Source organism: Psychromonas saccharinae, from assembly GCF_051201515.1.
Classification (GTDB): Bacteria; Pseudomonadota; Gammaproteobacteria; order Enterobacterales; family Psychromonadaceae; genus Psychromonas.
In genome coordinates, this window is the sequence record NZ_CP195153.1 from 337,267 (window position 1) to 351,420 (window position 14,154).

Annotated in this window: 10 protein-coding genes and 2 tRNA genes; 7 read left to right on the plus strand and 5 right to left on the minus strand. The window is 39.4% G+C overall.

What is annotated here, in order from left to right:
* Nucleotides 1–2: 2 nt before the first annotated feature.
* Genes ACR30L_RS01570 through rsgA form a run of 4 tightly spaced genes read right to left on the minus strand, consistent with a single transcriptional unit; the run spans nt 3 to nt 4,536 of the window.
* Nucleotides 3–1,064: a potassium channel family protein gene (locus tag ACR30L_RS01570; protein WP_435236300.1), complete on the minus strand. Its 1,062-nt coding sequence runs from the start codon at nt 1,062–1,064 to the stop codon at nt 3–5.
* 12 nt (nt 1,065–1,076) lie between these two features.
* Entirely contained in the window at nt 1,077–2,612 is a 1,536-nt protein-coding gene (ilvA, locus tag ACR30L_RS01575) for a threonine ammonia-lyase, biosynthetic (protein WP_435236301.1), read from the minus strand.
* A gap of 4 nt (nt 2,613–2,616) precedes the next feature.
* Nucleotides 2,617–3,477: an archaetidylserine decarboxylase gene (asd, locus tag ACR30L_RS01580; RefSeq protein ID WP_435236302.1), complete on the minus strand. Its 861-nt coding sequence runs from the start codon at nt 3,475–3,477 to the stop codon at nt 2,617–2,619.
* A gap of 18 nt (nt 3,478–3,495) precedes the next feature.
* Nucleotides 3,496–4,536, minus strand: coding sequence for a small ribosomal subunit biogenesis GTPase RsgA (gene rsgA / locus ACR30L_RS01585; RefSeq protein WP_435236303.1), 1,041 nt, complete (start codon nt 4,534–4,536; stop codon nt 3,496–3,498).
* A gap of 102 nt (nt 4,537–4,638) precedes the next feature.
* Here rsgA and orn point away from each other — a divergent pair, with 102 nt between their 5' ends.
* From orn to tadA, 6 genes are all read left to right on the plus strand, one after another.
* A complete protein-coding gene (gene orn, locus ACR30L_RS01590; protein WP_435237858.1) occupies nt 4,639–5,184 on the plus strand; it encodes an oligoribonuclease in 546 nt (181 codons plus the stop codon).
* A 170-nt stretch (nt 5,185–5,354) separates the two neighbouring features.
* Nucleotides 5,355–5,430, plus strand: a tRNA-Gly gene (locus ACR30L_RS01595).
* A gap of 39 nt (nt 5,431–5,469) precedes the next feature.
* Nucleotides 5,470–5,545: transfer RNA gene (locus ACR30L_RS01600), tRNA-Gly, on the plus strand.
* Nucleotides 5,546–5,980: 435 nt separating this feature from the next.
* Nucleotides 5,981–6,415, plus strand: coding sequence for a nucleoside-diphosphate kinase (gene ndk / locus ACR30L_RS01605; RefSeq protein ID WP_435236304.1), 435 nt, complete (start codon nt 5,981–5,983; stop codon nt 6,413–6,415).
* 89 nt (nt 6,416–6,504) lie between these two features.
* On the plus strand, nt 6,505–7,377 hold the full coding sequence (locus tag ACR30L_RS01610) for a prepilin peptidase (protein ID WP_435236305.1): 873 nt from the start codon (nt 6,505–6,507) through the stop codon (nt 7,375–7,377).
* The gene (gene tadA, locus ACR30L_RS01615; protein ID WP_435236306.1) at nt 7,377–7,898 is read left to right on the plus strand and encodes a tRNA adenosine(34) deaminase TadA; all 522 of its coding nucleotides are present in this window, start codon (nt 7,377–7,379) and stop codon (nt 7,896–7,898) included. The genes ACR30L_RS01610 and tadA overlap by 1 nt, the downstream gene beginning before the upstream one ends.
* A 41-nt stretch (nt 7,899–7,939) precedes the next feature.
* On the opposite strand, the gene mltF is transcribed toward tadA, so the two are convergent.
* Nucleotides 7,940–9,952, minus strand: coding sequence for a membrane-bound lytic murein transglycosylase MltF (gene mltF, locus ACR30L_RS01620; protein ID WP_435236307.1), 2,013 nt, complete (start codon nt 9,950–9,952; stop codon nt 7,940–7,942).
* 266 nt (nt 9,953–10,218) lie between these two features.
* On the opposite strand from mltF, the gene purL reads away from it, so the two are divergent.
* Complete coding sequence (gene purL, locus ACR30L_RS01625) at nt 10,219–14,112, plus strand: phosphoribosylformylglycinamidine synthase (RefSeq protein ID WP_435236308.1); 3,894 nt, start codon at nt 10,219–10,221, stop codon at nt 14,110–14,112.
* The last annotated feature ends 42 nt before the right edge of the window (nt 14,113–14,154 follow it).

A 14,154-nucleotide genomic window follows, 5' to 3' on the forward strand; every position in this document is an offset into this window, starting at 1 on the left:
GTTTAGATATTTTCCCAATCGATTTCTCCTGCTGCGATCCTTTCATTTGCAATATAATGTAGGTAATCATTTGCCTGTAGAAGGTCATCCATTTCAGGGTTTAATGCCATTTTATCACCATTTTTAAAATGGCTTAGACCAATCAAAATCATTCCGTGACTTATTTTAAGTTTATTAAATGCTTGGCCAAATGTTAGTGTGTTTGTCAGTTCGGGGACTTGCATGCAATACAATGTTGGCCCTTTTAAGGTTGATAATAAGCGCTCGGTAACTTGACTGGAGCCAGGATCTTGCATTGATCTCACCATCATTTGTGCACTCGTGTCGGTGCTGCATTCTATTTGCGGGCAATGATTTTTGAGTAGATCTGCTTTGGTTTTATCAAAAAAGTGAGCTGAGATATTCGCCATTTTATTTGCAAAAGTGGCAATGCTAAGTGCAATAGAAAGTGTTTCATCATCTGACTTTCCATCAACAATAATACGTTCTGCTTTACTCAGCGCAATACGTTGTAGCTCGTCGGGATCTGAAAAAGAACTTAATCGAACGAAAGAGACTTCTTTAATTTCGGGAAATGGATTTTCAATCATTTCAGTAACACATAATAATATATGACGCTTTTCACGATTTTTATCGCCAAGTATTAAATTGATGATCTGTTCGGTTGAATTCTCATCCCAGCAAAGTAGTAGAATGTGGCCTTCAAGGTGATAAAAATTATGGTTACCGTTCATATTGGATCTCGCTATATCAATAAATAATTGGGTGATTTTACCGATAAAAGTGGCAAAAATAATTAAGCCGGAAGGGATTTGAAAAAATGCAACAACAAGCTTTCCTGCATCGTTAACGGGGCTAAGATCTCCGAATCCAACGGTAGAAATAACCACCATGTTGTAATAAATGAATTGTAGAGGATCTTGGATTAATGCTTGCTCACCTGAAATGGCAAGCAATACATAGGTAGTAAAAGTTTGTCCCACGATCAGTAAGAACATAACTGGCCAAGTTAATTCAGAGGTGATGAAGCGTAGGTATGTTTTTAGTTTCAGGGAAAAAAACATAATTTAACTGCCTTAATCGGTGTCTTGTTGGGATAAAAAGAAACGATAAGATTGATTATCCGTTTCATCTTTATAATGATAGCCAAGCGCATCGAGGTGCTTATTAAACTCCTCTACACTTTCACTTAGTTCAAATCCTGCCAGTACTTGGCCATAAGCTGCACCATGATTACGATAATGGAAAAGTGTTACATTGCCATGTGTACCAAGCATGTTAAGGAATTTAATCAATGCGTTGGGGTGCATTGGGAATTCGAAGCTATAAAGGCGTTCTTTTAATCCTTTGATTGATGTTCCGCCAACCATGTAGCGAACATGTAATTTTGCCATTTCATCGTGACTGAGGTCTGCAACATCATAACCTGCTTCGCTTAAGTTTTCCGTTAAGGCTAAGATGCCACCTTGACCTAAGGGAGTTCTGACACCAACAAAAATATTGGCTGATTTACGCGAATTTAAACGATAATTAAATTCGGTTATTTCTCGACCATCTAGTTGATTACAAAATGCGAGAAATGCACCAGGCTGTTCGGGAATAGTGACCGCAAGTATGCCTTCTTTTCGTTCACCGAGTTCACAGCGTTCTGACACATAACGCAAGCTATGAAAGTTAACATTGGCACCACTTAAAATAGCGGCAAGGTGCTGATCCTGTAATTCATTTTTGCGGCAGTATTTTTTTAGTCCAGCAAGTGATAGGGCGCCAGCAGGCTCGGCAATCGCGCGCGTTTCTTCAAAGATATCTTTGATGGCAGTACAGATTTCATCACTACTTACTGTGATGACTTCATCAATGTACAGCTTGCATAGGCGAAAGGTTTCACTGCCAATTGTTTTGACTGCGACACCATCGGCAAATAATCCCACTTTACTAAGAGTGACGGGGCCGCCATGATCGAGAGATACTTTTAAGCTTGCCGCATCTTCTGGTTCAACACCAATTACTTTAATATTCGGTAACAGTTGTTTAATATAAATCGCGATACCTGCCGCTAAACCGCCACCGCCTACGGGAACAAATATTTTATTCAGATGCACATTTTGTTGCAGCAATTCTTTGGCAATTGTGCCTTGTCCGGCAATCACATCGGGATCATCGAAGGGATGGATAAGCGTGTATCCATGCTGCTCTGCAAGTTCACGACAATGTTGGCTTGCCGCATCAAAGCTATCACCATGTAGAACCACATTACCACCAAATGAGCGTACTGCATCGACTTTAATATCGGGCGTTGTACAAGGCATGACGATGGTTGCTTTTAATCCCATTTTTTTAGCAGAAAGGGCAACGCCTTGTGCATGATTCCCCGCAGAAGCAGCAATCACACCATGTTGTTTTTGGATGTCGCTAAGGTTTGCTAATTTATTGTAGGCACCACGTAATTTAAAGGAATGAACGGGTTGTAAGTCCTCTCGCTTTAAGGAAATATGATTATTTAAACGTGTCGATAATTTGTTGAGTGGCTGTAGTGGCGTTTCAACTGCAGCTTCATAAACAGGTGCAAGTAAGATTTTTTTTAAGTATTGTGATGCCGATAATGTGCTCATTTGCCTATTCATTTCCTGATTTTGTTGCAAAGAGTTCACCTAAGCGTGTTGGTGAGCCTGCCTGTAATGTGTCTGAAAAATTAATACTATCTTTGGGAAAAAGAGCAACAATGGTACTACCTAGTTTAAATCGTCCCATCTCTTCGCCTTTTTCAAGGGTAATATTTTGTTTACTGTAATCCCAATATTGTAATGTTTTGTTTTTAGAGGGGGCGATTGTTCCTCCCCAAACGGTTTCAATACTAGCGACAATGGTTGCGCCAACTAATACCATTGCCATTGGGCCCACATCTGTTGAAAAAATAGCAACCGCACGTTCATTCCGAGCAAATAAATTAGGCACATTTTCAGCCGTTAACGGATTCACCGAAAATAGATCGCCAGGAATAAACACCATTTGTTCTAATTTACCTGCAATTGGCATATGAATGCGATGGTAATCTTTAGGTGCCAAATAAATTGTTGAAAATATACCATTATCGAAAGGCGCGGCAATTTCATCTCCGCCTCCTAGTAATTCTCGTAAGCTAAAATCATGACCTTTAGCTTGAAAAATTCGTCCTGCTTTAATTTCTCCCAATTGACTCACTTGACCATCAACTGGCATACATAGATTTTCTTCTCCCTCATAAATCGGTCGAATACCGTCACGAAGTTCACGAGTAAAAAAGTCATTGAAGGTTTTGAAATATGCCGGATCAGAGTGTTTTGCTTCACTCATATCGATATTGTATTTAGCGATAAATTTTTTAATTAAAAAAGTGGTCAATTTACCCGCTTCTATTTTCGCTAATGCACCTGTTAAACGTGACACAAGATGTTTAGGTAATAGGTATTGGCCAATAATTTTTAGTGAATCAATCATAATAAATCTCTTTTATTATTAATAAGTATTCGGATTACGATTACGTGCATTTTTTGCATCGTCCATCGTGTCCAAAATACGCAAGAAACTGCGATAACGGGCATCATCTATTTTACCCTGTTCTACTGCAGCTACTAATGCACAACCTGGATCGCCCTGATGAGTACAATCGCGGAATCGGCAGCCTCCTAAGAATGGTCGAAACTCAATAAATCCACTAGCAATACGTTCTGCTTCTAAATGCCACAGGGAGAACTCTCGGATCCCTGGGCTATCAATAAGGTCGCCCCCATCAATAAAGTGATAAAGACGTGCTGTTGTTGTGGTGTGTTTACCTAATCCTGAGTTTTCTGATATTTCGCCGGTTATTGCATTTACTTCCGGTAATAACATGTTTAATAACGAAGTTTTGCCGACGCCGGATTGGCCAACAAAAATATTAGTTTTGTCTTTCATTACGCTTTTTAATGCATCTAGTCCATGGCCGTGCATTGAGCTGTATAACACTTGATAACCAATATCGCGATAACTTTGAAGTTCCTGTTCGATGATCTTTGCGGACTCTGGATCTAATAAGTCACTTTTATTTAAAACGATAATGGGTGTAATACCGATATCTTCGCAGGCTACTAGGTAGCGATCAATAATATTACGTGAAAATTCAGGCGCAATAGAACTGACAATAATGATATGATCAATATTGGCGGCAATAGGTTTAATACCATCGTAATAATCTGGGCGTGTTAATACGGTTTTACGCGGATGTACGGCTTCAATGACTCCGCTGATACCATGAAAGGCTTCATTACCCGCTCGCCAAACAACGCGGTCACCGGTGACTAATGATTTAACGCCTCGACGCAAATTACAGCGTTCAATTTTACCATTTTCGTCTTCGATATCGGCATGTTGACCAAATCGACTAATGACAACGCCTTGAAGTTGCGGGCCAAGTTCAGATTCGTCCCAATGTTTTTCGTCTATTTTTTTTAGACGTTTATTTTGATTGCTTTGTACACGGCGAACTTGGTTTTTACTGAGTCGTTTTTTCTTAGCCACTATTTTCCTTAGGTATCGCATAGGGGATGAATGTCGTATCATACTATATTTTTGAGTGAAGTTAGTATTAAACAGAAACTCTGACTAAAGAAAAGGGCCATTATAGTGACGAATAAAAATAACCTTGTTTGGATTGATTTAGAAATGACCGGTCTCGAACCCGATACTGATAAAATAATTGAGATTGCGACCATTGTGACTGATAGTGATTTAAACATCCTCGAAGAAGGGCCACAATTGGTTATTCACCAAAGCAAAGCGGTGATGGATAGCATGAATGAATGGTGTATAGATCATCATGGGCAATCGGGATTAACCGAACGTGTACTTGCTAGCAATATTAGTTGCGCACAGGCTGAGCAACTGACCATTGAATTTCTGAAAAAATGGGTAGAAAAGGGGGCATCTCCTTTATGTGGTAATAGTATTGGACAGGACCGTCGTTTCTTAGTGCGTTATATGCCTGAGCTTGAAAGTTACTTTCATTATCGCAATATTGACGTTAGCTCAATAAAAGAATTAGGTTGGCGTTGGGCACCGGATATGGTTGCCGCTCATAAAAAAACAGGTGCTCATTTAGCCTTAGATGATATTAGAGATTCAATTTCAGAGCTTCAGCATTATAAAGAACATTTCTTTAAGTTTTAGTCCGATTTTGATGTTTAAATGTCTAAAAAGATTAAAAAAGCAGCAAGTGAACTTAGGTTGTATTATTTTGAATAAAAAAAGCTTGCATTCATCAAGCTGCTGTCTATAATGCGCAGCTCATAAGGAACAGGTAATACCAACTTACCAAATAAGTTTCTTATGCCTATGAAGCGGTACTAGCTCAGTTGGTAGAGCACGACCTTGCCAAGGTCGGGGTCACGAGTTCGAGTCTCGTGTACCGCTCCAACTTCTCCTCCAGAAGCCAAATGCGAGCATAAATTTGATGCGGTACTAGCTCAGTTGGTAGAGCACGACCTTGCCAAGGTCGGGGTCACGAGTTCGAGTCTCGTGTACCGCTCCAAATTTCCTTTAAGTAAACTTCCCTCAGTAATATTCTAACTAACTATTCAGTGTAGTCTTTTACGACATTGACCATTAATCGTCTAATATATCGTGTCAAACTTACTTTTAATAAATCGACCAAAATATCTTTCTAAAAAGCACTAAACCAATCACTTTCTTTTCTATTCATTTGCTGGCTAAAAATTATTATGTATCTAAGGCATTCTCCTGTTAATAAAAGCCTTAAGAGGGCCGCATTTGAATATGTGCTTTTGTTTGGTTAATTTAATGCAGAGATAAAATAAAACAGTAAATTCATAAAGATATAACGATGTGAATTTAATGTACAGAAATGTGATATAGCGTTTTTTATGTAAAAATTTCTATTGCTGCGATGAAATTATGTGACTATATTGTTAATACAATTCAATTTATTATATTTAGGTCCTATCTTATGGCATTAGAAAGAACACTATCGATTATGAAACCGGGTGCAATTCGCAATCGTCTTACCGGTACCATTTTACAACGTTTCGAACAAGCTGGCTTAGTATTAGTGGGTTCTAGAGTCGTCCATTTAACCAAAGAACAGGCAGAAGGTTTTTATGAAGAGCATCGTGGAAAACCTTTTTTTGAATCACTTGTTAAATTTATGACTTCCGATACTATTTTGATTGAAGTGTTTGAAGCAGAAGATGCGATTGCAAGTTATCGTAAGGTTATTGGTAATACAGACCCTGATATTGCAGCGCCAGGTACTATTAGAGCTGACTTCGCAAAAAGTAAACAAGAAAATGTAGTACATGGTTCTGATAGTCCAGCATCGGCAGCCCGAGAGATTGCTTACTTTTTTAATGATGATGAAATTTTCTCCCCAGTAAAATCCTGATATAATCCTTGTCGTTTTACCTGTAAAATCCAAAATATTGTGCGATATTTTGGATTTTATCGTGTCTGTCTTCCCCAGGAATAAAGATCATGAATGAATTAGCGATGTTAATGGAGCAGATCCCTGCTTTAGTGTATGTCATAGCAACTGTAGTCGGTGTGCTTGTTGGCTCATTTTTAAATGTCGTTATTTATCGCTTGCCGATAATGATGGAAAGAGATTGGAAACGGGAATGTTCTGAATATTTTCCCGAAGCAAACCTTAAAACCGAAGATGAAGTTTTCAATCTTGTTCTTCCTCGTTCACGTTGTCCGGAATGTGGTCATTTAATTGGATCTACTGAAAATATTCCTATTATTAGCTGGTTGATTCAAAAAGGTCGTTGTAAGCATTGCAGTTGTAAGATCAGTAAACGTTATCCATTTATTGAATTATTAACGGGTATTTTATCGTTTACGGTAGCTTATTTTATTCCCTTTGGCTGGCCATTATTATTTGCCCTTTTATTTACTTGGGTGTTAGTCAGTCTTACTTTTATTGATTTTGATACCATGCTATTACCTGATCAACTTACATTGCCGCTCTTGTGGTTTGGTTTGTTGATTAATATTAATGGGTCTTTTATTGGGTTAACTGATGCAGTATTAGGGGCAGCCTTTGGTTATTTGAGTTTATGGTCTATTTATTGGATATTTAAACTGGTCACTGGTAAAGAAGGAATGGGGTACGGTGATTTTAAATTATTAGCTGCCTTAGGTGCTTGGTTCGGTTGGCAAGCATTACCGCTGGTTATTTTAATCTCTTCCTTGGCAGGTGCCATTATTGGAATTGGGTTGATTGTTGCTTCAAAGGATAAAAAAAGCAAACCGATGCCTTTTGGTCCTTATTTGGCTATTGCAGGCTGGGTTTACCTGGTTTACGGTGATGTGATTAATCAATTTTATTACTCGCTGGTTTTATAATGGAAAAGATTAATGCTGCCGTCGAGCAGGCGTTAATTGATAAAAAGTGGATGAAGCATGCTTTATTGTTGGCTGATAAGGCGGCGGCCTTAGATGAAATTCCCGTTGGTGCTGTATTAGTTAAAGATGAGCAAATCGTCGCAGAAGGTTGGAATATCTCAATTGCTAATCATGATGCCTGTGGTCATGCTGAGATTCGCGTGCTACGAGAAGGTGGGCAAGTCCTTAAAAATTATCGACTTATTGATTGTACCTTGTATGTGACATTAGAACCTTGTCCGATGTGTGCTGGCGCACTGGTTCATGCTCGGGTTAAGCGTGTGGTTTATGGTGCAGGCGATTACAAAACCGGGGCGGGTGGCTCTGTATTTAATTTACTGTGTCATGATAAGTTAAACCATAAAATAGACGTGACAGCGGGTGTGTTAGCTGAACAATGTGCTGAAAAGATAAGTGCCTTTTTTAAACGCCGTCGTAAAGAGAAAAAACAGTTAAAAAAATTACAGTCCAATCAAGCCTAATAAACCTGCGATAAAGCAACCCTCATTTATTTTCAATGTTATTAAGGTTTGGCTTCAGCCGTATCTTCTATGGCGACTTCCTTTTCTATTGGCAGTTGCTCATCTTGAGTGGGATCCGATCCATCTTGCTGGACATCAGATTCAGTTTTTTCATCTTCAATTGTTTGGTATTGCGCTTTTTTAAGCAATGCGGCTTCCTTTTGCTTTTGATAAGCCTGTTGGTTAGCTAATACTTTGTCCTTGGCCTGTTGATAAGACTGTTGGGTTGAAAATGCTTTGTCTCGAGCCTGTTGATAAAGTTCTATTTTATTACGTGCTTCGTCTTCTGCCGTTTGCAATATTTTTTGTTCAGCTAATAGTTTTTCTTTTTCTAAACGAAATGCTTTTTGAGCAGCTAAGGCTTTTTCTTCATTTTGTTTTAATGCTTGTTGCAGGGATAATAATTGCTGTGTCGCTAGGTCCTTGGCTTTTTCTTCAGCTAAGGTTTTTTCTTTGGCTGAGTGTAAAAATTTATCGAGTGAAAGCACTTCGGCCTCAGCTTGTTTAAGCGCACTTTCCTTGGCTTTTATTTCTGATTCGACCTGTGTTAATAATTGTTCTTTGGTTAGTGTTTTTTGTTTTTCAATTTGTTTTTTCTCTGCTTGTTCTTCTGCAAGACGTTGTTCTTTTTGCTTTGCAGCCTCGTTAGCTTTCACCGTCATAAACCACGTTAATGTTTTATTATATTGACGTATATTGTTGACGTAATGTTGTGCTTCTTTCCCGCGTGCATAACCATAACGAGTTTTCTGATACCATTTTTTTTGATGCAGCAGCGGTAAATTATCTTTAACGTCTGTCCATGAGTCCGGGTTTTGTTTTCGCATCGTCGCCAAACGCCGTGCATCCATTAAATGTCCATAACCAATGTTATAACTGGCAAGCGCAAACCAAATTCGTTCATCATCAGGAATACTTTCCGGCAAACGTTTGAGTAACTGGGATAAATATTTAGCGCCCCCCTCAATGCTTTGTTTCGGAATTAAACGGTTTTGCACACCAACAAATTTAGCGGTGTCTCGGGTGAGCATCATCATTCCTCTAACACCGGTTGGTGATTGTGCTTTAGGATCCCAATGAGATTCTTGATAACTGATTGATGCGAGTAATTGCCAATCAATCTCATCCGTTGCATATTCTTTAAATAGGGCTTCGTATTTGGGTAATGTGCTTTCGATGCGCTTTAAAAAAATTTTAGTATCGACAAAGTCAAATTTCTCAACATGGCCAAAATATTTTTCAGTGAGCTTTGCAATGGTTTGATCTTGATATTTGTCGCCAATAAATTCGATCATTGCGGAATAAATGGCATTATCTTGATCACGATTGATTAACCAAGCTGCAGGGCGGTCTTTTGCGATTGTGAACGCTTCTGCAAGCACCGGATAATAACGTTGCTTTTGTGCTAAGGTGGAGCTATCAACTAACGCGTATTTAATTTCTTTATCGGCGACTTTTTGTAATAAGCTTTCTTGGTCATCATCGGTTAGGACATTGATTTTTAAATCAGGTAAATCTTTTGCTAATAATTGAAGTGCTTCTTCATGGCTACTACTTTTGAGTACGCCGATAGGTTCTGTTACATCACTCATTTCTCGTGGGCGATAGGTTCCTTTGTGATAGACCACTTTTTGTGAAACATAGTAATAAGGTGGCGCGCCACGGTACTTTTTAGCTCGTTTATCAGTGAGCGTCAGTCCTGCTCCAATAAAATCAATTTCTTCATTGTCCAAAGCTTGAAAGAGATCGGTCAGTGTATCAAATTCTTTGACTTGTAATTCAACATTAAGGTATTTGGCAAATTCGAGGCCGAGTTCGTAGTCGAAACCGCTATAGTTCGCCCCATCAAATGCATAGGTTAATGAGCCATTGATGGTGCCCATGATTATTTTGTTATGGGCTTGAATTTCTTCTAAATGTGTTGTGTGTGTGAATGGATTACAGGCGGTCAGTGATAACAGCAAAAAGCTAATAAAAAGTGGATAGATTGTCAGTCTGATTTTTTGTAAATACATAGATTGAATCCATTAAAATTTAGATCGAAAGTTTCATTTTCAACTGTAACTTAGCAATTTACCATTATTTGAAATATTTAGACTAAGACTATAGAGGGTTTTTATTTAATAAAAAATGCTTTTTGCTTATAATAGCGGCCTAATACCAATTATATCACTGGACGATTGCATAAAGGTATCCAGATTGCTGGCCTAAACGTACATTATTCTTCGTGTAATTGGGCGTAACCCAAGTTCATTTATTTATCCTATGAGAGAAATAACCTATGGAAATTTTGCGAGGGGCACCAGCCTTATCGACATTTCGTGTAAATCAGTTATTAAAAAACTGTGAGGCATTAAATTTACCTGTGACACAAATATATGCTGAATATATGCATGCTGCAGATTTGAATGATGCTTTAAATGACCAAGAGTTAGTTGTATTACAAAAACTTTTAACCTATGGACCTAAGATCGCTGAGCATGATCCTGTTGGTACATTACTATTTGTTACGCCTCGTCCGGGTACCATTTCCCCATGGTCTTCTAAAGCGACCGATATTGCCAAAAACTGTGGTTTGACCAATATTAAACGTTTAGAGCGTGGTATTGCTTACTATGTTGAAACTGATTCTGAATTATCCCCTGAGCAATATAAGGCATTATCCGGTTTATTACATGACCGTATGATGGAAGTTGTGTTTACCTCCCTTGAAGATGCTGCGAAATTATTTATCCAAGGTACACCAGGAAAAATGACCAGTGTTGATATTTTGGGCGAAGGCAAAACAGCGCTTGAACGTGCTAATTTAAGTTTAGGTTTAGCCCTTGCTGACGATGAAATGGATTATTTAGTTGAGAACTTTATTAAGTTGGGACGTAATCCTAATGATATTGAGTTAATGATGTTTGCGCAGGCCAATTCTGAGCATTGTCGCCATAAAATATTCAATGCAGATTGGACCATTGATGGTGAAAAGCAAGCTAAATCATTATTTAAGATGATCCGTAATACTCACGAAAAAATGCCAGATTTTGTATTGTCTGCCTATAAAGATAATGCAGCGGTTATGGCTGGTGAAAAAGCAGGGCGTTTCTTCCCAAGTGTTGATGATCGTGAATACGGTTATCATCATGAAGATATTGATATTTTGATGAAAGTCGAAACCCATAACCATCCAACTGCTATCTCTCCATTCCCTGGGGCATCGACTGGTTCCGGTGGTGAAATCCGTGATGAAGGTGCGACGGGTATTGGTTCTAAACCGAAGGCAGGCTTAGTTGGTTTTTCTGTTTCTAATTTACGCATTCCTGCATTTGTTCAACCATGGGAAACGGATTTTGGTAAACCAGATCGTATCGTATCTGCTTTAGATATTATGCTAGAGGCTCCACTTGGTGGCGCTGCATTTAATAATGAGTTCGGTCGTCCGAATATTCTTGGGTATTTCCGTACCTATGAAGAGCAAGTAGATAGCCATAACGGGGTTGAAATTCGTGGCTATCATAAACCGATTATGCTGGCCGGTGGTTTAGGTAATATTCGCCGTGAGCATATTCAGAAAAAAGATATTCCAGTCGGTGCAAAATTAATTGTATTGGGTGGACCGGCGATGAACATTGGTTTAGGTGGTGGTGCCGCTTCTTCGATGGACTCTGGTGCGTCATCTGAAGATCTCGACTTTGCGTCGGTACAACGTGAAAATCCAGAGATGGAACGTCGTTGTCAGGAAGTGATCGATCGCTGTTGGCAGATGGGCGAAAATAATCCGATTCAGTTTATTCATGATGTCGGTGCTGGTGGGCTTTCTAATGCGATGCCTGAGTTGGTTGATGATGGCGGTCGTGGCGGTAAGTTTGAATTGCGTGCTATTCCAAATGATGAGAAAAGCATGGCGCCACATGAAATCTGGTGTAATGAATCCCAAGAGCGTTATGTGATGGCGGTTAAGCCTGAAAATTTAGCGACTTTTGAAGCAATTTGTAAACGTGAACGTGCGCAATATGCCGTGATTGGTGAAGCAACTGAAGCATTACATTTAACGTTACATGATGATGAATTCGATAATAAACCAATCGATATGCCACTCGAAGTGTTATTAGGTAAAGCACCTAAAATGCACCGTGATGTTAAAACACAAACGGCCAAAGGTAAGACCTTAGATCTCTCTGGTGCCAGTATTAAAGGTGCTGCGGAGCGTTTATTACGTTTACCTTCTATTGCAGAAAAGACTTTCTTAATTACTATTGGTGATAGAACAGTTACCGGCTTAGTTGCACGTGACCAAATGGTTGGTCCTTGGCAAGTACCTGTTGCAAACTGTGCGGTAACGGCGGCAAGTTACGATACATATTTTGGTGAAGCAATGGCATTGGGTGAACGAACTCCGGTTGCCTTACTTAACTTTGGTGCTTCTGCGCGTTTAGCTGTTGCGGAGTCAATTACCAATATTGCTTGTGCAGATATTGGCGATTTTAAACGTATTAAGTTATCGGCAAACTGGATGTCTGCAACCGGTCATCCAGGTGAAGATGCGGGTTTATACGAAGCGGTTCAAGCAGTAGGTGAAGAACTGTGTCCTGAATTAGACCTGACAATTCCCGTTGGTAAAGATTCCATGTCAATGAAAACGCGTTGGCAAGAGGGTGATGTGGATAAAGAAGTTATCTCTCCACTGTCATTAATTATTACAGCTTTTGGTGCTGTTAAAGATATCCGTAATACAATCACACCACAGTTGCGTACAGATCAAGGTGATACCGACCTTATTTTGGTTGACCTAGGTAATGGAAAAAATCGCCTAGGTGGATCATCATTGGCACAGGTTTATAAGCAGTTAGGTGCAGCAACACCAGATGTTGATAATCCCGCACAATTGAAAGGTTTCTTCAATGCGATGCAGACCTTAGTTGCTTCTAAAAAGTTATTGGCTTACCACGATCGTAGTGATGGTGGATTATTCTCTACAATTACCGAAATGGCATTTGCAGGTCATTGTGGTGTATCTGTTCGATTAGACCGTTTAGGTAGCGAAGATTTTTCTGCACTTTATAACGAAGAATTAGGTGCTGTTATTCAAATTCGTCGTGAAGATAAAGAAGCAGTACTTAACACTCTGGCTGGCCATGGTTTAGCAAGTAACGCACTGGTTATCGGTACACTAAATGAGCGAGATCAAATTGAATTTACACGTGATGGTGTCGATATCTTGGTTGCCCCTCGACGTGAATTCCGTGCTATTTGGGCTGAAACAACACTTAAAATGCAATCTCTACGAGATAATCCAAGTTGTGCGGAGGAAGAGTTTGCACTTAAATCCGATGATAATGATCCGGGTTTAAATGTTAAATTAACCTTTGATATTAATGAAGATGTTGCAGCACCTTATATTGCAACGGGCGTTCGTCCTCGTATGGCCATTTTACGGGAGCAGGGGGTTAACTCTCAGCAAGAAATGGCTGCTGCCTTTAATCGTGCTGGATTTGCTGCCATTGATGTTCATATGAGTGATGTATTGTCTGGTGATGTTCAATTATCTGACTTTGCGGGACTGGTTGCTTGTGGTGGTTTCTCCTATGGGGATGTCTTAGGCGCTGGGGAAGGTTGGGCAAAATCCATTTTGTTTAATGGCCAAGCACGCGATCAATTCCAAACATTCTTTAACCGTGAAAATTCATTCGCACTGGGTGTGTGTAATGGGTGTCAGATGTTATCAAATCTCCATGAGCTGATTCCTGGTACAGATTTCTGGCCTCGTTTTGTGCGTAATAAATCAGAGCGTTTTGAAGCGCGTTTTAGTTTAGTGGAAGTACAGAAAAACAATTCATTATTCTTAAATGATTTAGCTGGATCACGTATGCCAATCGCGGTTTCACATGGGGAAGGCCATGTGGAAGTTAAAGATGCAGAACACCTTGCTGCTATTGAAGCAAGTGGTAGTGTTGCATTACGATTTGTTAATAACTATGGTGAGCAGACTGAACAATATCCTGCGAATCCAAATGGATCACCAAATGGTATTACGGGTTTAACCTCTGAAGATGGACGTGTGACAATTATGATGCCTCATCCAGAGCGTGTATTTAGAACCGTTGCTAATTCATGGCATCCTGATGAATGGCGGGAAGATAGCCCGTGGATGCGTATGTTTAGGAATGTACGTAAACAGCTCGGTTAATTGTATCTAAGTTAATTGTGTATATAGGGGATATTTATATCC